General features: G+C 62.2%; 17 protein-coding genes and 2 riboswitches. Of the genes, 4 read left to right on the plus strand and 13 right to left on the minus strand.

Features of this window, described 5'->3' with window-relative positions; genetic code table 11:
• Position 1: 1 nt before the first annotated feature.
• Positions 2 to 95: riboswitch (SAM riboswitch) on the minus strand.
• Positions 96 to 173: 78 nt separating this feature from the next.
• The 4 genes from fahA to RE4_RS05160 all read right to left on the minus strand — a co-directional run bounded on the left by fahA (position 174) and on the right by RE4_RS05160 (position 4087).
• The gene (fahA, locus tag RE4_RS05145; protein ID WP_060938125.1) at positions 174 to 1364 is read right to left on the minus strand and encodes a fumarylacetoacetase; all 1191 of its coding nucleotides are present in this window, start codon (positions 1362 to 1364) and stop codon (positions 174 to 176) included.
• On the minus strand, positions 1361 to 2230 hold the full coding sequence (locus tag RE4_RS05150) for a hypothetical protein (RefSeq protein ID WP_060938126.1): 870 nt from the start codon (positions 2228 to 2230) through the stop codon (positions 1361 to 1363). Before RE4_RS05150 ends, fahA begins: the two co-directional genes overlap by 4 nt.
• Entirely contained in the window at positions 2227 to 3426 is a 1200-nt protein-coding gene (locus RE4_RS05155; protein WP_020908862.1) for a homogentisate 1,2-dioxygenase, read from the minus strand. Before RE4_RS05155 ends, RE4_RS05150 begins: the two co-directional genes overlap by 4 nt.
• A 109-nt stretch (positions 3427 to 3535) precedes the next feature.
• Complete coding sequence (locus RE4_RS05160; RefSeq protein WP_019745012.1) at positions 3536 to 4087, minus strand: MarR family winged helix-turn-helix transcriptional regulator; 552 nt, start codon at positions 4085 to 4087, stop codon at positions 3536 to 3538.
• A 104-nt stretch (positions 4088 to 4191) separates the two neighbouring features.
• On the opposite strand from RE4_RS05160, the gene RE4_RS05165 reads away from it, so the two are divergent.
• Together RE4_RS05165 and RE4_RS05170 are read left to right on the plus strand one after the other, a co-directional pair.
• Positions 4192 to 4806: a TetR/AcrR family transcriptional regulator gene (locus RE4_RS05165; protein ID WP_021345338.1), complete on the plus strand. Its 615-nt coding sequence runs from the start codon at positions 4192 to 4194 to the stop codon at positions 4804 to 4806.
• 174 nt (positions 4807 to 4980) lie between these two features.
• The gene (locus tag RE4_RS05170) at positions 4981 to 6579 is read left to right on the plus strand and encodes an ABC transporter substrate-binding protein (protein WP_021345337.1); all 1599 of its coding nucleotides are present in this window, start codon (positions 4981 to 4983) and stop codon (positions 6577 to 6579) included.
• 59 nt (positions 6580 to 6638) lie between these two features.
• Here RE4_RS05170 and metE read toward each other — a convergent pair whose 3' ends face one another.
• The 7 genes from metE to RE4_RS05205 all read right to left on the minus strand — a co-directional run bounded on the left by metE (position 6639) and on the right by RE4_RS05205 (position 14521).
• Positions 6639 to 8903: a 5-methyltetrahydropteroyltriglutamate--homocysteine S-methyltransferase gene (metE, locus tag RE4_RS05175; protein WP_060938269.1), complete on the minus strand. Its 2265-nt coding sequence runs from the start codon at positions 8901 to 8903 to the stop codon at positions 6639 to 6641.
• Between the two features lie 159 nt (positions 8904 to 9062).
• A riboswitch (cobalamin riboswitch) is annotated at positions 9063 to 9271 on the minus strand.
• A gap of 97 nt (positions 9272 to 9368) precedes the next feature.
• Complete coding sequence (locus RE4_RS05180) at positions 9369 to 9806, minus strand: helix-turn-helix domain-containing protein (RefSeq protein ID WP_019745008.1); 438 nt, start codon at positions 9804 to 9806, stop codon at positions 9369 to 9371.
• A gap of 220 nt (positions 9807 to 10026) precedes the next feature.
• Entirely contained in the window at positions 10027 to 10656 is a 630-nt protein-coding gene (locus RE4_RS05185; protein WP_019745007.1) for a response regulator transcription factor, read from the minus strand.
• Positions 10653 to 11777, minus strand: a complete 1125-nt coding sequence (locus tag RE4_RS05190; protein ID WP_021332163.1) for a sensor histidine kinase — start codon at positions 11775 to 11777, stop codon at positions 10653 to 10655. Before RE4_RS05190 ends, RE4_RS05185 begins: the two co-directional genes overlap by 4 nt.
• Entirely contained in the window at positions 11778 to 12572 is a 795-nt protein-coding gene (locus RE4_RS05195; RefSeq protein WP_019745005.1) for an ABC transporter permease, read from the minus strand.
• On the minus strand, positions 12572 to 13528 hold the full coding sequence (locus tag RE4_RS05200; RefSeq protein ID WP_019745004.1) for an ABC transporter ATP-binding protein: 957 nt from the start codon (positions 13526 to 13528) through the stop codon (positions 12572 to 12574). Before RE4_RS05200 ends, RE4_RS05195 begins: the two co-directional genes overlap by 1 nt.
• Positions 13529 to 13573: 45 nt before the next feature.
• A complete protein-coding gene (locus RE4_RS05205; RefSeq protein WP_060938127.1) occupies positions 13574 to 14521 on the minus strand; it encodes an EamA family transporter in 948 nt (315 codons plus the stop codon).
• A 68-nt stretch (positions 14522 to 14589) separates the two neighbouring features.
• Between RE4_RS05205 and RE4_RS05210 the strand changes: the two genes are divergently transcribed.
• A complete protein-coding gene (locus tag RE4_RS05210; RefSeq protein WP_060938128.1) occupies positions 14590 to 15135 on the plus strand; it encodes a CGNR zinc finger domain-containing protein in 546 nt (181 codons plus the stop codon).
• Positions 15136 to 15248: 113 nt separating this feature from the next.
• Complete coding sequence (locus RE4_RS05215) at positions 15249 to 16547, plus strand: NtaA/DmoA family FMN-dependent monooxygenase (protein ID WP_060938129.1); 1299 nt, start codon at positions 15249 to 15251, stop codon at positions 16545 to 16547.
• Here RE4_RS05215 and RE4_RS05220 read toward each other — a convergent pair.
• The gene (locus RE4_RS05220; RefSeq protein ID WP_060938130.1) at positions 16544 to 17509 is read right to left on the minus strand and encodes a proline dehydrogenase family protein; all 966 of its coding nucleotides are present in this window, start codon (positions 17507 to 17509) and stop codon (positions 16544 to 16546) included. The two genes, RE4_RS05215 and RE4_RS05220, sit on opposite strands and share 4 nt — an antisense overlap.
• Positions 17509 to 19170 carry an L-glutamate gamma-semialdehyde dehydrogenase gene (gene pruA / locus RE4_RS05225; protein WP_060938131.1) on the minus strand — a complete coding sequence of 554 codons (1662 nt, stop codon included), beginning with the start codon at positions 19168 to 19170 and terminating at the stop codon, positions 17509 to 17511. The genes RE4_RS05220 and pruA overlap by 1 nt, the downstream gene beginning before the upstream one ends.
• Between the last annotated feature and the right edge of the window lie 140 nt (positions 19171 to 19310).

Consider the following 19310-nt stretch of genomic DNA (forward strand, 5'->3'; position numbering starts at 1 on the left):
TCCTCCATCGGACCTGGCAGAAAGCACCCGCACCTCAGCAGAGGGGGTTGCTGCGACGTCACGGAGCCAGGACTCTCGATCGCTCTGGATGGTTAGTCCAGCTTATCTTCGGAGAATCGTGAGGCAAGGAATTCCGGACATCAGATCAGCGTGAATCAAACAGTTGTCAATCGTTATCTTTCGGTTTGCGTTGCCGGCAGGATCCGAGCGTGAACATCCCCGAAGCCGATTCGTGATCCCCCGACGCCGGGAGCGGTGGCCGAGATGGCGATGGTGTCGCCGTCTTCGAGAAAGGTTCGAGTCTCGGAGCCCACGGTCACGGGTTCCTTGCCACCCCAGGTCAGTTCGATGAAGGCGCCGCGCTGATCCTTGTCCGGTCCGGAAATGGTTCCGGACGCGAAGAGATCGCCGGTGCTCGCTGCTGCGCCGTTGATGGTGGTGTGCGCGAGCATCTGCGCCGGCGACCAGTACATCTGGGCGTAGGGCGGCCGGGAGACGACGTGACCGTTCCATTCGACGGCCAGGTCGATGTCCAACCCCCACTTCTCCTCGCCGCGCAGGTAAGAGAGCGGTTCGGGGTCCTGCACCGGCGTATCGATTCGGGCTGCTTCGAGAGCGAGCAAGGGTACGACCCACGGTGAGATGGAGGTCGCGAAACTCTTCCCCAGGTTCGGACCGAGGGGCACGTACTCCCACGCCTGGATGTCTCGGGCAGACCAGTCGTTCACGACGACGGCGCCGAAGACGTGCTCGGCAAAGTCGTCCGGGGTGATGGAATTGCCCATCTTCGAGGGAGTTCCGACGATGAAGCCCATTTCGGCCTCGATGTCGAGGCGGCGGGACGGTCCGAAATCCGGGTTCTCCTGATCGGGTGACTTGCGCTGTCCGCAGGGGCGAACGATATCGGTGCCGGAGACGACGATGGTGCTCGAGCGCCCGTGGTATCCGACCGGAAGGTGCTTCCAGTTCGGCATCAAGGGAGCAGCGTCGGGGCGGAACAGGCGTCCGAGGTTGGTCGCATGATTTTCCGACGCGTAGAAATCCACGTAGTCGGCCACCGCGATCGGCAAGTGCATTGTGACTGAGTCGACGGGAAACACTGCGTCCGAGTCTATTTCGCCGGTCACTAGATCCGTGATCCGATTACGCACCGATACCCACTGATCCCGGCCCAGCGCCATGAACGCATTCAGAGTCGGTTCGGCGAAGACGGAATCTCCCAGTGTCGCTGCGAGATCGACCACCGAGTCGGCGACCCGAACACCAACACGCGGTGATCCTCCGGCGGGGGAGAAGATGCCGTATGGCAGATTGTCGATCCCGAACAACGAGTCGGCGGGAATGTCGATGGTCGTGACGGTCATACGAGTGTTCCTTCGGTTTTGTCGGAGCGGACGATCAATCCGAGACCTTCGAGCTCGGTGAGAGGGTCCGAAATGCTACAGGTCCCGAACGAGAGGAAGCGGCGACGCACCTCGCCGGCCTCGTCCGCGGTCAGTTCGGCCAGGGCTTGCGCGATCGATTCGCCATCGCGTTGCGCCAGAGCAGCAACAACTTCCGAGCGGTCGGCGCCCCGCCTCACAGCGTTGACGGCCACCATGATGTTGAGGAAGCCGTGCTGCTCGAAACCTGTCTCCGGATCGGTATTGCGCACGCCGTGATGCAGTCCCGCGGTCGCCTTGAACGGGATACCCGCTCGGACAACGGATATCACGGCGTCGGCGAGCTCGTCCTCGTCCGGGTACGCTTCGGCGACAATTCCTCCGGTGCGAAACTTCGCGGAATACCCGGCGGTTTCGAGCGCCGTCAGAAAGTCCACGCGTCGATCACCGCGGGGTACCTCGACAAAAATGTCCAGGTCGGGATGAGCGGCATGGACGGGAGCGAGTTCCTCGAAGGCGGCTTCGGCGTCCAACCCGTCAGGAATTCCCACTTCGACGGCGGCGACGCTGACACCGGGGATAGCGAGCGCGTTCGACAGTGCCGCCGCCGTATCGGCTGGACCGGCCGGCACAGTCAGACTCAGCGTCACCGGGTTGTCAGCTGAAACGTACGCGGCCAGTTCGCTCAATCGCGGCGCGGGAAAGACGAAGGGCCCGACCAGTGCGTCATAGTCCGCCTGCTGGTAGGCCGCGTGGGCCGGAACTGCCTCGGCGAGAGGAGCATTGCCGGGTGGGAAGAGTGCTGCGTCGTCGCACAGGCCGCGCAGGAGTGCGGAGATGATCGTCATTGCTTAGGCCCCCGCCCTGCCCAACTCCAGGCGTACGCTTCGTCTTCACAGGCCAAGGCTCCCTCACCCAATTCGAGGGGCCGGAACGTATCGACCATCACGGCCAGCTCGTCGAAGAACTCGGCGCCGATGCTTCGCTCGTATGCGCCGGGTTGTGGGCCGTGGGCGTGGCCGCCGGGATGAATCGATATCGAACCCTGCCCGATGCCGGAACCCTTGCGTGCCTCGTAGTCTCCGCCGCAGTAGAACATGATCTCGTCCGAGTCGACGTTCGAGTGGTAGTACGGCACGGGGATCGACAGGGGGTGGTAGTCGACCTTGCGGGGCACGAAGTTGCAGATCACGAAGTTGTTCCCCTCGAATGCCTGATGCGCGGGCGGCGGCTGGTGAACACGGCCCGTGATCGGCTCGTAGTCGGAGATGTTAAAGGTGTACGGGTACAAGCATCCGTCCCAACCGACGACATCGAAAGGGTGCGTGGGATAAACCATTCGGGTGCCGACGATGCCCGCCGACGTGCGGTGCTTGACCAGTACCTCGATGTCGGTGCCTTCGGCGATCATGGGCGCGGTCGGTCCGTGCAGGTCTCGTTCACAGAACGGTGCGTTCTCGAGTAGCTGGCCGAAGCGGGAAAGATAGCGCTTGGGCGGGACGATGTGACTGTTCGCTTCGATGGCGTAGGCACGAAGTGGTTTGTCACCCTTGGGTATCCATCGATGCGTTGTGGACATCGGGATCAGGACGTAGTCACCTTCACAGGCCTCGAGTGTGCCGAAGACAGTCTCGACGGTCGCCTCGCCAGATTCGATGTAGACCATCTCGTCGCCGATTGCATTGCGGTACAGGGGAGATGGCGCCGCCGCAACGACGTAGGACAGTCGCACGTCGGCATTTCCGAGGATGAGACGACGGCCGGTTACCACGTCGGTCTCGTTCCAGGTGCTTTCGGGAAACAGTGTGTGGAGTTTCAGATGGCGCGGTTTGAGGGGATGGTTGGGGGTTGTGCTCTGATCGCGCAGTTCCCAGACCGTTGCGTCGACGATGGCCGACGGGATCTCGCGGTGGTAGAGCAACGAAGAATCCGAGGAGAAACCTTCCTCCCCCATCAGCTCTTCGTAGTAGAGGTTGCCGGACTCGTCACGGTGTTGGGTGTGACGCTTCGGTGGGATGTTGCCGAGTTGTCGATAGAACGCCATGACGGGGCTCCTTCTGTGCTGTTCTGCCTGGCTCACCTCCACCAGATAGTAAATACATTAACTAAAATGATGTGATGGGCGCAACCCTCCAAGGGGGTTCGGGTCTATGTCAGTTACGTCCGCGTACGTCGAACTGGCTGCGGTTGGTGATCAGTTTGTCCAGGAGCATGACAAGAATTCGCTGTTCGGCCTCGCTCAGGACGCTGACCCAGGCGTGTTCGCGTTCGTTCTGCTCGCGAAACGCTTCGACCATGGCTTCTCGGCCTTTGTCGGTCAGGTACAGCTGGACCGAACGGCCGTCGTTCTCGGTGGGTCGACGATCGATCAATCCGTCTGCCAGCAGCGACTTGGACAGATTGGAGACCGCTGCCCTACTCATTCCGGTGAGCTCGGCGGCAGCCTTCGGCTCGATCGGACCGGCCAGCCAGGTGACGAACAACAGTCGGAAGGAGGACCATGACCAGCCTCGAGGGCGGTGGATCGACGACTCGAGATCGTACGTGACGACGTTGGAGGCTCGGTTGAGCGTCAGGAGAACCTCGGTGGCGAGCTGATCGCGAAAGCCGTGTTCGGTGGCCAGCTTTTTGTTGGCCAGTTCGATGAACGACCAGAAATTGAGTTCGCCGACGGTTGACTGGTCATCGGTTGTCCGGTCATTCATGGACTAACCCTAGCGCGATCGGCAGGTGATTAATCTATGTACTAGATTTCGGGGTTCTGATGAAACTTCGCAACCTGGCACTGCGGTCGAGGTTCTGAACTATCGTGACGCGCGTGACTGTGCGCAGCGACGAGTTTCCCCTGGATACCGACCTCATGTCGGTGGGGCAACTCGAGCGGAGACGACGATTGACCACGGCGGTGGTCGAGATGCTTGCAGAGATGCCGTCGGATCGAATCCAGATGAAAGAAGTGTCGGAGCGTTCAGGCGTGGCGCTAGGCACTCTCTATCGCTACTTTCCGACCAAACAGCAACTTCTTGCTGCGGCGATGACGGCGTGGAGCGGGCTCGAATCCGCTCGTCGTCCTGAGGAGTCGCAAACGGGCGGCGAAGAGAGCAACGCGTACGAACGGGTTCTGGCACTTCATCGCCGCGAGATGAAGGCATTCGAGCGTAGGCCTCACTTCGCTCGACTCGAGATCGAACTCCATTCGTCCTCGGATCAGTTCGTGATCGAGTCGTTGGATCAGCGCGCGGCTGCACATCGGAGAATGCTGTTCGAATTGATGGACGGTATTCCGGCCGAGACGGCGCGGGTTGCGGCCGTGGCAATGGGCGGCACGATGTTGACGGCCCTTGCACTGTGGACCAGTGGCCGGATCGGATTCGCAGAGGCCCAGCGGAACGTCGAAGACGTCATCGGACTGGTACTTCGCTGAACGGTGTCACTCTAGAATTAAGTTCTTGTTTGTGTCGCTGTGAATGCGAATCATCGCTTCAGCTTCGTGAAAACGAAGACGCAGGAAGCGTCCTTACCTAGAATTCACTTACAAAACTGCCGGGATGTCCGATCCAAGGATCGACGTGTCCGTGAACTGTGAAAGTGAGTCGCAATGAAGCGCTCGTACCGAGCTCGCTCTCGAATCTGGATGGTTGTCCTGGCGTCGGCGACACTGGTGGTGACGGGGTGCGCCGGTAGCAGCCAAGGTACGACCACGGATGCATCGGACGTGACGGTCGGAGTTGTCGGTGACCAGAACAACGGGGGAGAGCCGCGCTCGGGTGGCACCGTGTCGTTTGCCACCTACAACGGGATCAGCAGTCTCGATCCGGCTGACCGTCAGGACGGCGGCGCTACCGGTGGTAGCGAAATGGCAGCCATCTACGACCTTCTGATGCGCTTCGATACGGCGGCGGGCGAATACGTTCCCCACTTGGCGCAGTCTTTGTCGGCCAACGGCGACAACACGGTGTGGACACTGAAATTGCGCGACGGCGTCACCTTCAGCGACGGCACTCCGATGGACAGTGCGGCAGTCCTGTGGAGCATCGATCACTATCTGCAGAAGAAGGGAACTCACGCGCTGGTGTGGAAGACCGCTGTGCGCGAGATGAATTCACCGGATCCGAGTACGGTCGTCTTCACATTGGCGCAGCCGTGGGACGAGTTCCCGATCATGTTCACCACCGGTCCCGGCATGATCGTCGCGCCCTCGGCGATGGCTACCGGCACGTTCACCCCGATCGGGGCAGGTCCGTTCACCGTCGAGAAGTTCGCCTCCCAGGACGAATTGGTGCTCGCTGCCCGTCCGACGTACTGGGACGGGGCGCCGTACCTCGAGAAGTTGCGCTTTCCGGCAATCGTCAACGAGAAGAGCAAACTCGAGGGATTGCACACCGACGGAATTCAGGTCGCCTATCTGAAGTCTCCCGATTTCATACACGAGGCTTTCGAAGCCGGTGATCCAGGATTTGTGTACTCGGCCAGCATGGCCGGCGTTCTGGCAATCAATCAGCGCGACGATCGGGCAGCGAAGGACGAGCGCGTGCGTAAGGCGATTGTCGCTGCGGTGGACCCGACTACGTTCAACGAGCGAGTTCAGGGCGGCTTCGGCGAACCCGGCACCGACATGTTCGCGTCGTGGTCGCAGTGGCACGGATCGGTGGCCGGGAACGGCTTCGACCCCGAGGCGGCGAAGAAGTATCTCGCCGAGGCGAAGGCCGACGGTTACGACGGAAAACTGACGTACGTCGGTATGAACGATCCGGCGACGCAGCGCAGCGCACTGACGTTTCAGTCGCTCTTGCAGGCAGTGGGTTTCACGGTCGAAATCACCTACGCAACCAGCATCAACGATCTGATTTCCATGCTGTACGCGAAGCATGACTACGACGTGTCCTACTTCGCGTTCAACGTGCTGGAAGAGTCACCGTTCGTGCGTATGTACGGCAACCTGTTCAGCGAATCGCCGTCGAACATTCTCGGCTACAAGAACGCTCGGATGGACGAGTTGCTCGGCAAGCTGCAAACAGCGTCGGGCGAGGATGAGCGGCGAGCCGTCATCGACGATATTCAAACCGTGGTCAACGAGACGGCGCCGATGGCCGTGGTCAACTCCGGCAAGGTTTTCATCCCGTGGCGCGAGAACGTGCACGGAGTGATGCCGAGTGCGGACGGGATTCTGCTCTTCGGCAACACGTGGTTGAGCTGACCCCCCGTGCGCCTTTTTGGTAGTGCCCACTACCAAAAAGGCGCACCGGGGCTTTGCCCCTAAAGCTCCGCTCGTACCACCTTCGCGGCTTCGACGAGGTTACGCAGTGACGCCTCGACCTCGACGGAACCGCGAGTCTTCAAACCGCAGTCCGGGTTGACCCACAACCGCTCGACCGGAACAGCTTTGAGTGCCTCACGCAGTGATTCGGCAATTTCGTCGACGCTCGGCACCCGCGGCGAGTGGATGTCGTAGACTCCGGGGCCGACGCCGAGATCGAACCCGACCGAACTGAGATCGTCGAGGACCTCCATGTGTGAGCGTGCCGCCTCGATGGACGTGACGTCCGCGTCGAGGCCGGCGATGGCGCCGATCACCGCTCCGAACTCGGAGTAGCACAGGTGCGTGTGGATCGCGGTGGAATCCGCGACGCCCGAGGTGGCCAACCGGAAGGCGCCGACCGACCAGTCCAGGTAGGCGCGCTGATCCTCGGCACGCAGTGGGAGTAGTTCTCGCAGAGCCGGTTCGTCGACCTGGATGATGCCGATTCCGGCGGCCTGCAGATCGACGGTCTCGTCTCGAATGGCCAGTGCGACTTGATTTGCCGAGTCGGCGAGGGGTTGGTCGTCGCGGACGAACGACCAGGCCAGAATGGTGACGGGTCCGGTGAGCATGCCCTTGACCGGCTTGTCGGTCAGGGACTGTGCGTACGTGATCCAGTCGACGGTCATCTGCTTCGCGCGCGAGACGTCGCCGTACAGAATCGGCGGACGCACGCAGCGGGTGCCGTACGACTGGACCCAACCGTTGGCGGTGGCGAAGAATCCGTCCAACTGCTCCGCGAAGTACTGGACCATGTCGTTGCGTTCCGGCTCACCGTGAACAAGCACGTCCAGGTCCAGCTTTTCCTGGAGCGCAACAACTTCGGCGATCTCGGCGCGCATACGGTTGACGTACTCGGCTTCGTCGATCTCACCTTTGCGCAGTGCTGCGCGAGCGATGCGGATCTTCGAGGTTTGCGGGTATGAACCGATGGTCGTCGTGGGCAGCGGCGGCAGAGAAAGCAGCTCGTCCTGGGCAGCGCGACGTTCGGCGGCGGGCGCGCGACCGGTCGCCGAGTTCAGCACCGCGTCCAGACGGCCTCGAACACTCGCATCATTGAGTCTGCGATCGTCCTTGCGGGTCGACGCGGCCGCTCGTGCCAGAGCGAACTCGTCCTCCACCGACTCTCGGCCCTGTGTGAGAGCGGTTGCGAGAGTTACTACTTCCTTGACCTTCTCGGTGCCGAACGCGAGCCACGAGCGCAGGGCCTTGTCGACATCGGACTCAGCGTCGAGTGTGTACGGAACGTGCAGCAGGGAGCACGACGTGGAGACGGCAAGCGTGTCGACGCTGCCGAGCAAGGCACCCAAAGTGCTCAGTGCCGAGTCCAGATCGGACCGCCAGATGTTTCGTCCGTCGACCACTCCGGCGACGATTAGTTTGCGGGCGAGTTCAGGTACGGAGCCGATCGAATCCTGACCGGCCACCAGGTCGACGGCAAATCCTTCGACGCCGGTGGACGCAAGCGCGGGCAACGCGTCACGCAGCGAACCGAAGTACGACGCCAACAGGATCGACGGCCGCTCGGACAGCGCTGAAAGCTGTTCGTACGCAGCGCGTGCCGCTTCGATTTCCTCATCGGTGCGATCGCCCACGAGGGCGGGTTCGTCGAGCTGAACCCAGCTCGCACCGGCCTTCGCGAGCCGACCGAGTAGATCCGCGTAGAGGGGGAGTAGTTCGTCGAGCCGCGAGAGCAGCGGCTCGTCTGTGCCGACAGCCTTCGAGAGCAGCAGGAAGGTGACCGGTCCGATGACGACCGGGCGGGCTGCAATGCCGTCGGAAAGTGCTTCTGCCAGTTCGGACAAGACTTTGGACGGGTCGAGTGCGAACGTGGTGGACGGTGAAATCTCCGGCACCAGGTAGTGGTAGTTGGTGTCGAACCACTTCGTCATTTCGAGTGGCGCGATGGTGTCCGTCCCACGGGCAGCGGCAAAGTAGCGGTCCAACGGATCGGCGACCGACGCGACGCGGTCGGGCAGCGCGCCGAGAAGAACTGCGGTGTCGAGCATCTGGTCGTAGAAGGAGAAGGTATTGACCGGGACGGAGTCGAGGCCCAGGTCACGGAGGTCGGCCAAGCCCTGCCGACGGAGGTCACGGGCGACAGCCTGCAGGGCGTCGGCGTCGATGCGCCCTGCCCAGTAGCTTTCGGTTGCCCGCTTGAGTTCTCGATGAGGACCGATGCGCGGTGAGCCCAGCACGGTCGAAGTGAATGTTGTTGTCACGGAGTTTCTCCAGATTGCCAATGCATTGATGGCCACTGCCGGCAGACGGGTACACCTCACGAGACCTCGAGTTTCGGCGGACAGTACTGCCCGCACCGCACACGAGGTCCGATGGAGATCTACACGCCCATTCCACGAGGCGGTGGACCGTCGGGCACGGCGTGCCCGACACAGTCGGCAGGTCTTCGGACTCGCGGGCACTCGATCGAGTTGGATCGAACCTACTGGCCGTCGCTTCCCAGGCGGATGCCCAGTGCACATAAACGGCGGTCGTTCCTGCTTACCGCTGCGGGACAGTCCCGGATTTTCACCGGGTTCCCTCTCACTCCGACAGCTTGCGCTGACGGGGCTTCGACGCCGGGAACGGTCTTCGGGGCTCCTCATGACCGCGCCGGGCGAACCAGCTGCATCGACCAGCATAAGGCCAACCCTCCCTGAGCAGTCAAGGAGAGTCGGCGAAGGGCGCTACGCGCGTGACATGTAGGAATTCGAGTCCGGTGGTACGCGCGGAAGATTCTCGGAGGAACGTAGATTCTCCGCCATTTCGACAAGCAGATCCTGCGAAGACGGCGATAGATCGACGACGCGAGAGGTGAGGTTTCGCAGGCGCACGTTGTGCAGCTGCTCGAGGAGAGAGAGGTCCGCCTCGCCGCCCGAGATCGCGGGCGGAGTTTGATCGGACGGGGCGTAGAAGTAGTCCGGATGGACGTTGAAGAAGTGGGCGAGGGCGGCAACCACTTCGGGTGACGGGTTGGTTCGGACGCCGGTGCGCAGTTGGGACAGGTACGGCGTCGAGATGCGGCAGCCGAACTCGGTCATGCCGCGAACGACCATCGCGTTGGTGACGTGAAAGTCGGCAGTCTCGAACAGCGAGTTCAAGCGATCGTTGAACTGGTTCGACATGAGACGTCCCTTCCCCCGTTACGCACAGGCTCCGTCGATTCAATTAACTGCATCATAGCCAGTTATCGAACGATTAGCTGTTTTGGATTCTCGCGGAGGGGGTTGTTTGCAGGGAAAATCCCTAGGGTAGAAGGTCCCTACTTTGAGTGATCTGGACAAATCGCCGTCAAGAATCGAACGGCGAACTATTTGCCGGGGAAGCGGATTCCGGCCACGCGGATCAGAGCCAGCCGTTCGACTCGGCGATTCTGACGGCTTCCGCGCGCGTCGACGCACCTGTCTTGCCCATCGCGGATGACAGATGATTTCGAACTGTCCCTGCGGACAAGAAGAGCGCCCCTGCGATGGCTGCCACGGGTGCGCCGTCGTGAGCGGCGCGCAGTACTTGGGTCTCACGCTCCGTCAGGGGCGACTCGCCGCTGACGAGGCTGTCGGCCGCAAGGGTGGGATCGACGACGCGCAGTCCGGCGTGGACACGCCTGACTGCGTCGGCCAACTGCCTGGCGGGTGTGTCCTTGACGACGAACCCGCCGGCCCCGGCGTGCAGGGCTTTGCGAAGAAATCCGGGACGTCCGAACGTGGTGACGATCAGGACTCGGGTGTCGGGTGCTGCCTCGCGAAGGGCCGCCGTCGCGGCGATTCCGTCCATGCCGGGCATCTCGACGTCCAGAAGCGCGACATCTGGGCGGTGTTCGAGAACAGCGGCCACAACCTCGTCGCCGCGACCGACCTCGGCCACCACGGAGAGGTCGGATTCCAGATCGAGTAGTGCGGCCAACGCTCCTCGCACGAGCGCCTGGTCGTCCGCCAAGAGCAGCCGTATGGTTGCTCGATCGCCCTGGCTGTTCACTCTGTCTCCTGTTCGACTACCTGAAGTGCAAACCCCTGCGGCTGGGGATGAGTGATGATCACTCGTGCGCCCGACGCTCCGGCGCGCTCGCGTAATCCGATCAGACCGTTGCCGGAAGACGTCGACCCGGCCCCTTGCCCGTCGTCGACGACCGACGCACTATTTTCGTCGACCGTGATCCGGCAGTGGGTCGCACCGCTGTGTCGAACGACGTTGGTGACGCCCTCACGGATCGTCCATGCAAAGAGTTCGCGAAGACGCGTGGGAACCATGTCGGTACTGCTCGGCACCTCGTCCTCGATACCAGCCGCACGCAATGCCTCTCGTGCTCGGGCTATCTCGACGGGAAGAGAAATCCCACGAAATCCTTCGACGGCTGAACGCACGTCTGCCAACGCGTCACGCGAAAGTCTTTCGAGGTCGTCGAGTTCGTTGCGCGCACGTTCGATATCGACATCGAGTAGGCGATTGGCCAGTTCGGCTTTGATCGTGATGACGGTCAGCGAGTGCCCGAGGATGTCGTGCAGATCGCGCGCCATCCTCGTTCGCTCCTCCATGATTGCCCGCTGCTCCTGCTCTTCGCGTTCATGGAGCATGGCGAAGTTGCGGCTGATCAGGGACATGATGCCCCAGGTCGCGAATGCGGCCGCGCAGACTCCGAGCGAGAGTCCGGAGTAGTTCCCCCACCCGGACGAGAGGCTGACTATCTCCACGGAGGCCGCGAACACCAAGGCGAGAATGCCGCCCGCGACGGTCGGCAGCAGCGTCACCGCTGTCACCGCGAGATACGGTGCGGCTGCCAAACCAGTCGGCCCGACGCTGACGATCATCACGGCGGCCAACGCGGTCAAGGCGGCCAAAGCCAGTGCAGCTTCGCGAATCGTCGGCCGAGTCATTGTCATTCGACGCCGCTGCTGCGTTGTGGCGAACGTGTAGAGATAGAGCGCACCGAAGGCGACCGTCGCGAGAATCCCTGTCCAGCCGCGCAGTTCGTCGCGCAGATTCCATCCCTCGATCAGCGGCCCGCCGAGAAATACCATCCAGACCGCCGCGAAGAGAACGCCGAAACGATTCCGCCGCGGGAGCGCGACGGAATCTTCTCGGTCAGTCGTTTGCGACAACTACACACGCTCCGTATCTCGTTGGAACCGCCAGATCGCTCCGCCGGCGAAGATGGCGAACCACACCAGGATATTGACGATCCAGGTCCAGTGAATGCTATTGCCCGTCAACGGTGCGTGGGCGAGGGCGTTGATGCCGAACATCGGGGTGAACTGTGCGATGGTCGCCCAAACGGAACCGTCGGTGAGCGGCACGAAGAGTCCGCCGCCGAAGGCGAGCAGAGCCAGTCCCGGTCCGAGCAGCTGCATGACGTTCTCACTGGGGAGTAGATACCCCATGAACAGGCCGAAGGCCGCGAAGATCGACGATCCCAACCAGGCGATCAATGCCGTTGTGAACCAGAGTGATCCGTCCATCTGCGCCGAGGTGAACGCGCCGACGACGTAGACGACAAGGATCGAGACGAGACCGAGCAGCATCGCCATGATCAGTTTGACGGCGATGTAGGCGACCGGGGTCAGGGGAGTCAGCCGAAGTTGTCGGCTCCATCCGGACGCTCGTTCGATCGAGACCATCGCTCCGCCGCTGGTGGTGGCCAGCATCGCGCCGTAGAGAGCCATGCTGATCATGATGTACGCGGCGACATTGCCGTGTCCGATCCCGTGGTCGTCGTCGCCTTGACCGAGACCGAAGACGAGGAAGAAGACAACCGGCATGACGAGCGTGAAGATCATCGTGCGCCGATTGCGAGTCAGGCGACGAAATTCCAGTCGCAGTAGCGTCGTGTTGAATCCGCCGAGAGGTACGACGGTTCGCTCGGCTCCGTAGGTGTTCGCTTCGGTTGCAGTGGTCATCACTTCTGTCCTTCGGAGTTGTTCGACGTGAGTGCGATGAATGCGTCTTCGAGGCCACGCGAGACGATTTCGAGATCGCGAGCCTGGGTATTGGTCAACAGGAACCGTGCAACGGCATCGGTGTCACCCGAGTGCACGAGCAGTGACTCACCGCGCACCTCGACGGCGTCGGAGTTCGGTATGGCTCGCAGGAGTTCGTCGGTGATGCCTGGAACAGTCGCGCGCAGGGTGCGTCCGGACGCCATCGCCTTGACCTCGGCGGTGGTCCCGTCTGCGACTACGGTGCCTTGCCTGACCAGGATGATGCGGTCGGCGTAGACATCGGCCTCTTCGAGGTAGTGCGTCGCAAAAAGCACAGTGCGACCGTGATCTGCGTCGGCGCGGATGGCGGACCAAAAGTCCCGACGCCCTTCGACGTCCATTCCGGTGGTGGGCTCGTCGAGAATGAGCAATTGCGGGTTCGACAGCAACGCCATCGCAAATCGCAACCGCTGTTGTTGTCCGCCTGAGCATTTGCTGACCAGGCGATCGGAGATGTCGAGGATTCCGGCTCTCCCCAGCACTTCGTCGACCGGACGGGATTGGGCGTACAGGCTGGCGGTCAGCTGCACCGTCTCGGCAACCGTCAGCTCTTTCAGTAGTCCGCCGGTCTGCATGACTGCGGAGACGAGTCCGCGGGCGATCGCCGATCGCGGTGACATTCCGAAGACGCTCACGTCGCCCGACGTCGGCCGGGACAGGCCGAGGATCATGTCGATGGTTGTCGTCTTGCCTGCGCCGTTCGGGCCGAGGAACGCGACGATCTCGCCGGGGCGGATGCTCAGGTCGATACCCTTGACGGCGTCGACGGTTCCGAAACTCTTGCGAAGTCCGGTCAACCGGACGGCGTCGTGTGCCGATCCTTCAGTGAGTGTGTGCAGTGCCTGTGGTGAATGCCGTGCCTGTGCTGAGGTCATACATAGAATCTGCTCGCTTCGAGGTCGTAATCCCTCGTCCGTCCGTCATTCTTCTGCCATGACATTTGTCATCGGGTCGGCCGGTATCTGATTCGGTGCAACCTGGCCGAGGCGCGCGAGGACCAACCCCGCGATGATTGCTGCGCCACCCACAGCTTGGAGTGCAGTGACGGATTCCCCGACCAGGATCCACGCGGCGAGGACCGCGCACAGCACTTCGGTCAGCGCTACGAGAGATCCGATTGTCGGCCCCAGCAGCGTGATTGCGGCGATGCCGGTGAGATAGGCAATGACAGTGCTGACCAGGACCAGGACCACCACCGGCAGCCATACGTTCACCGAATGGTCTGCCACGACGGCGTTCGAGGCCGAGAACTGGAGTGGGAGGACGCCTACGAGTCCGAGCGCGCCGATGACCATTGCACTGACCGTGAGCCCCGATGCCGCGAGCACAACAGGATGGAGATCACCGTCCGCACGTTCGGAAATGACGAAATAGACTGCAAGGCATGCCGCGGCGGCCAGTCCCCAGGCGACTCCGACGGCACTGATCTCTGCCGATCCGAAGACGTCGATCACCACGGCGGCGCCGATCATGGCAACCGCCGCACCGAGAAGCGTCTGCACGCTCGGACGCGCGCCCTTGGTTATCCACACCCATCCGATGACGATGATCGGTGCAAGGTACTCGAGAAGCAATGCGACGCCGACCGAAAGATGTTGCACGGCATTGAAGAAGCACAGTTGAACGCCCGAGATCGCGAACACCCCGTACAGCAGTACCGTTCGCGTGTGGGCGCTCACCTGTCGTAGGCGAGGCCATTGGGTGGCTACGGCGATCACCATCATCACCAGTGCGCCGCCGGCAACGCGCGCGAACACTGCGCCGCCGGGGGACCACCCCGATTCGATGAGAGACTTCGCGAACGGGCCCGAGACGCCGAACGTTGCCGCGGACAGCAGAGCGAAGATCAAGCCGTTGCGAGAGTTCACGTCGTCACCCGTCAGGAGTAAAAGCGATTACGATGCTGACATTAGGTTGATAGAGCTCAGGAGTCAAAGTGCATTTTGCTGGTGACACGGAATCGGCGCTCGTCTTCGCCGCGTCGTTGGTCAACACGGCCCGCGGCGGGGCTGAACTGCTTCCGGATCAAGAGGAGCTGACACGGTTTCTCGACGCGGATCATTGGACCGGCAGGCGGGACGGCACGCTGGAGGAATTGACGGCGGTTCGTGCGCTGCGTCCACGACTGCGAAAGTTCTGGGAAGCCGCGGGAGTGGACGACGCCGTCGAGGTGGTGAACACACTGCTACTCGAATCGGGCGCGAGGCCGCGGCTCACCAGGCACGACGACCTCGGCTGGCATCTGCACGTCACCGCTGACGATTCGCCACTGGTGGACCGGATGGCCGCAGAAGCGGCGATGGGTGTGCTCGATCTGATCCGTACCGACGAATTCTCGAGGTTGCGATGGTGCGAGGCCCCGGACTGCGAGGCGGTCTTCGTGGATTTGTCGCGCAATCGTTCGAAGCGATACTGCGACACCGGAAACTGTGGGAACAGGGCGCATGTCGCCGCCTATCGTGCCCGTAAATCCGGTGCGTGACCAAGCGGTGTGCGGAGGGATAGAACCAGGCTGAGTGAATACCTTGTCGGGAGCCAGGATCGGTCTAGCGTTGTGAATTCGGAACAGATTTCGCGAAGCCAGGAGGATGGTCGGTGGCCGATCGTAGGCGTCCACTCAAGACGGTGACCGGTGTCAGCGGGGCGGTGAGTATCTACGACGCCGCGATCGATCCGACGACTTCGACGGTAACGTCCGCGATCGACGTCGCAAAGACGGCCGAGGCGAACAAGATCGACGGACTGTTTGCCGCCGACCTGCTGAGTTTCGGTGCGCAGGGCGCGATCGGCGCGCAGGAGCCGTTGATCTTCCTTGCCGCGCTGAGTGCGGTCACCACCCATGTGGGGCTGATCGCCACCGTCACGACGACGTTTCATCACCCTTTCAACCTGGCACGGTTGTTCGGCACCCTGGACCATGTCAGCAATGGTCGAGCCGCATGGAATGCCGTCACTTCCTCACTCGGAGAAGGGAACTACAGCGACTTGGACCTGCCGAGTCCGGAGGAGAGGTACGCCCGAGCGGCCGAATCGCTCGAGGTGGTCAACGCGCTCTTCGACAGCTGGAAGCCCGGCGCCTTGATCCGGGGAGAGGGCTCTGCGGTGCTCGATCCGTCGAGGGTGGTCCCCATCGAGCATCGAGGCAAGTACTTCACCGTGCAGGGGCCGTTGAACATTCCATCCCTGCCGCAGCGTCGTCCGGTCCAATTCCAGGCAGGCCAATCTGCCGGAGGTATCGAACTGGGTGCTCGCTTCGCCGAGGTCGTATTCACTTCTCTCGCAACCTTCGAGGACGCGGTCACCTACACGAAGACGATCCGCGCCAGGGCGGCAGAGTTGGGGCGTGGGGACGAACTGCCACTGATTTTCAGCTCGTTCCACGCAACGTACGGCGCTACCGAAGCCGAAGTCGAACGATTGGTCAGAGAAGCCGAGGAATCGACGGACTTCGACGCCGGACGCACCAGGCTTGCCGACATGTTCGGCGGTGACGTGGATTTCTCGGAATTGCCGCTGGACCGGCCGATCCCGGAGTCGTTGTTGCCGGACCCGTCGTCGGTGAATCGACGACGGGGCCGGGTCGAGATCTTCGGCAAGCTCGCATCACAAGGAAAGACTCTGCGTGAGTTGATCATCGCGTCCAAGGACACCGGCCACTGGGCAGCGGCGGGCACCCCGGAACAGCTCGCGGACGCGATCGAGGAACGATACGACGCGGGCGTACTCGACGTCATCACGCTCGGTGACCTTGCCGATCCGCGTACACGCGATTTCGTCACGAACGGACTGCTGCCGGAACTACGCAAGCGCAGAATCGTGGGAACAGATTACGTCGGGGGTACCTTCCGTGAGAACCTCGAGTTGCCACCGCTGCCACCGGTTTCCAGCACCTAGTTGTTGGAGGCGAGTGAGCGCATGAAGAACATGAGGTTGGCCGGCCGTTCCGCCAGGCGACGCATGAAGTAGCCGTACCACTGGCTGCCGTAGGGAACGTAGACCCGCAGGTGATTGCCTTCGGCTACCAATCTGCGTTGTTCGCCGTCGCGGATGCCGTAGAGCATCTGAAACTCGAAATCCTCGGCTGTCCGTTCGGTCAATGTGGCGAGTTCGAGGGCGGCGTCGATCATGGTGGGATCGTGGGAGGCGACCATCGGGTACCCGTCACCTTCCATCAAGACCTTCAGGCAACGCAGGTACGACGCGTCGACTTCGCCGGGCTTTTGGAACGCAACGTCGGCCGGTTCCTTGTATGCACCCTTGCACAGTCGAATTCGTGAACCTGATCCGGAGAAGTGCCGGCAGTCGGCCTCGGTGCGGTGCAGATACGCCTGCAGGACCGTGCCGAGCGTCGGGAAGTCGCGGCGCAACTCTTCGACGATGGACAGTGTCGAGTCGGTGGTGGTGTGATCCTCCGCGTCGACGGTGACCCACGCGCCCACTTCGTCTGCCGCTGTGACGATTCGGTGAGCGTTCGCCAGGGCGATCTTCTCGCCGTCACCGGGAAGTGACTGCCCTAACGCGGAGAGCTTGAGCGAAACCTCGAGGGTGTGTTGCGTCCCAGCCGCTTCGGAAAGCGTTGCGTACGAGCGGAGAAGGGAGAGATAGGCGTCGACGGTAGCTGTTGCCTGAGCTGGATCGGTAGTGTCCTCGCCGAGGTAGTCGACCGTCACGAACCGGCCACTGGTGAGGATGTCGCGTACGGCAGAGACCGCTGCGGGTTCCGCGTCCCCGGCGACAAACCTGTCTACCAGCTTGCGAGTCACGGTCATCCCGGAGACTGTCTTCTCCAGCCGCGACGAGCGTGCCGCAGCGAGGAGTACCGGGCGCAGCGGGTTGCTCAGCGAGACGGCACTCATCAACGGTTCTCGCTCTCGGCTGGATCGACGTCCTGGTGGGGGTAGCGATGATCGGTGGGAGGAACGAAGGTTTCCTTGACGGTGCGTGTCGACGCCCAACGGAGCAGGTTCTGCGGTGAACCGGCCTTGTCGTTGGTACCGGAAGCTCGAGCGCCGCCGAAGGGCTGTTGTCCGACTACCGCGCCCGTCGGCTTGTCGTTGACGTAGAAGTTTCCGGCGGCGAACCGCAGACCGTGGTGAGCTTGATCGACGGCCGCACGGTCGGTGGCGATCACGGCACCGGTCAGGGCGTACGCGGATCCGCTGTCGATACGAGCGAGGATGTCGGCGTAGGCATTCGGTGCGGAGTCGTCGTAGACGTGCAGGGAGAGTATGGGGCCGAAGTACTCGGTGCTGAAGGCCTCGTCACTGGGGTCGTCACCGAGCAGGACCGTCGGCGAGATGAAGAATCCTTCGCGGTCGTCGTAGTCGCCGCCTGCTGCGATGGTGAGGCTGCCGGTCGACTTGGCTCGGACGATCGCGGCGGCGTTGCGGTCGAAGGAACGCTGGTCGATGACGGCGCCGCCGAAGTTCGTCAGGTCCGTGACGTCGCCGTACTTCAGTGACGACACTGTGTCGATGAACGTGTCGCCCATCTTGGCCCACACCGATTTCGGGACGAATGCCCGTGACGCGGCCGAGCATTTCTGTCCCTGATAGTCGAAGGCCCCGCGGATCAATGCCGTCGTGAGTACGTCGGGGTCTGCTGAACTGTGTGCGAGTACAAAATCTTTGCCGCCGGTTTCGCCGACGAGACGCGGATACGTCCGGTAGTTCGAGATGTTGGCTCCGACCTCACGCCACAAACGCTGGAACGTTGCGGTCGATCCGGTGAAGTGGATGCCCGCCAGGCGGGGGTCGGCCAGCGCGACTTCGGACACCGTGGGTCCGTCGCCGAGAACAAGATTGATTACCCCGGGCGGGAGGCCGGCGGCTTCGAGTAGTTGCATCGTGAGGTATGCCGCGACGGCCTGCGTCGGTGACGGCTTCCAGATCACGGTGTTGCCCATCAGGGCCGGTGCGGTAGGGAGATTTCCGGCGATGGCGGTGAAATTGAAGGGAGTGATCGCGTAGACAAAACCTTCGAGTGGTCGATATTCGACGCGATTCCACACTCCCGGAGCGGAAACGGGTTGGTCGGCGAGTATCTGACGAGCGAACGCGACGTTGAAACGCCAGAAATCGATCAGTTCGCACGGGGCATCGATCTCGGCCTGATATGCGGTCTTCGACTGACCGAGCATTGTTGCGGCGGCGATGGTTTCGCGCCACGGGCCGGAGAGTAGATCGGCGGCGCGGAGGAAGACCGCAGCTCGATCGTCGAACGAGAGGTCGCGCCAGGCCGGGGCGGCGAGTGTAGCGGCGTCGATGGCATCACGAACATCCGAGTGCGTTGCGCCCGCAAACGATCCGATGACCGAGCTGTGACGGTGTGGTTGAACTACGTTCTCCCGCTTGCCCTCCGCAGTTCGGTGGACGCCCCCGATGACCTGTCGGATGTCGGTGGGTGCCTCGGCCAGTTCGGTCAGTTTGGTGCGTAGGCGTGATCGTTCCGGGCTTCCCGGCCCGTAATTGTTGACCGGCTCGTTGGAGGGGTGGGGGACATTGGTGACGGCGTCCATGACGATCCTTCGGCAGACTGATGGGTGGGGCAGTTGTCGTGTCGTCATCAGTCAAGCCGAAAGGAGTCGGCGAGTAATCCGCTGATCGGCCAAACTTCTCGGACGCTGTTTGTTCGATCGGCTGAACCGTTTCCGCAGGA

This window comes from Rhodococcus erythropolis NBRC 15567, from assembly GCF_001552595.1.
GTDB classification, from domain to species: Bacteria; Actinomycetota; Actinomycetes; order Mycobacteriales; family Mycobacteriaceae; genus Rhodococcus_F; species Rhodococcus_F erythropolis.

Bases quoted from the DNA above. Each gene is read 5' to 3' on its own strand.
- fahA (WP_060938125.1), bottom strand. From the start codon at position 1,364: ATGACCGTCACGACCATCGACATTCCCGCCGACTCGTTGTTCGGGATC.
- RE4_RS05150 (WP_060938126.1), bottom strand. From the start codon at position 2,230: ATGACGATCATCTCCGCACTCCTGCGCGGCCTGTGCGACGACGCAGCA.
- RE4_RS05155 (WP_020908862.1), bottom strand. From the start codon at position 3,426: ATGGCGTTCTATCGACAACTCGGCAACATCCCACCGAAGCGTCACACC.
- RE4_RS05160 (WP_019745012.1), bottom strand. From the start codon at position 4,087: ATGAATGACCGGACAACCGATGACCAGTCAACCGTCGGCGAACTCAAT.
- RE4_RS05170 (WP_021345337.1), top strand. From the start codon at position 4,981: ATGAAGCGCTCGTACCGAGCTCGCTCTCGAATCTGGATGGTTGTCCTG.
- RE4_RS05180 (WP_019745008.1), bottom strand. From the start codon at position 9,806: ATGTCGAACCAGTTCAACGATCGCTTGAACTCGCTGTTCGAGACTGCC.
- RE4_RS05195 (WP_019745005.1), bottom strand. From the start codon at position 12,572: ATGACCACTGCAACCGAAGCGAACACCTACGGAGCCGAGCGAACCGTC.
- RE4_RS05200 (WP_019745004.1), bottom strand. From the start codon at position 13,528: ATGACCTCAGCACAGGCACGGCATTCACCACAGGCACTGCACACACTC.
- RE4_RS05220 (WP_060938130.1), bottom strand. From the start codon at position 17,509: ATGAGTGCCGTCTCGCTGAGCAACCCGCTGCGCCCGGTACTCCTCGCT.
- pruA (WP_060938131.1), bottom strand. From the start codon at position 19,170: ATGGACGCCGTCACCAATGTCCCCCACCCCTCCAACGAGCCGGTCAAC.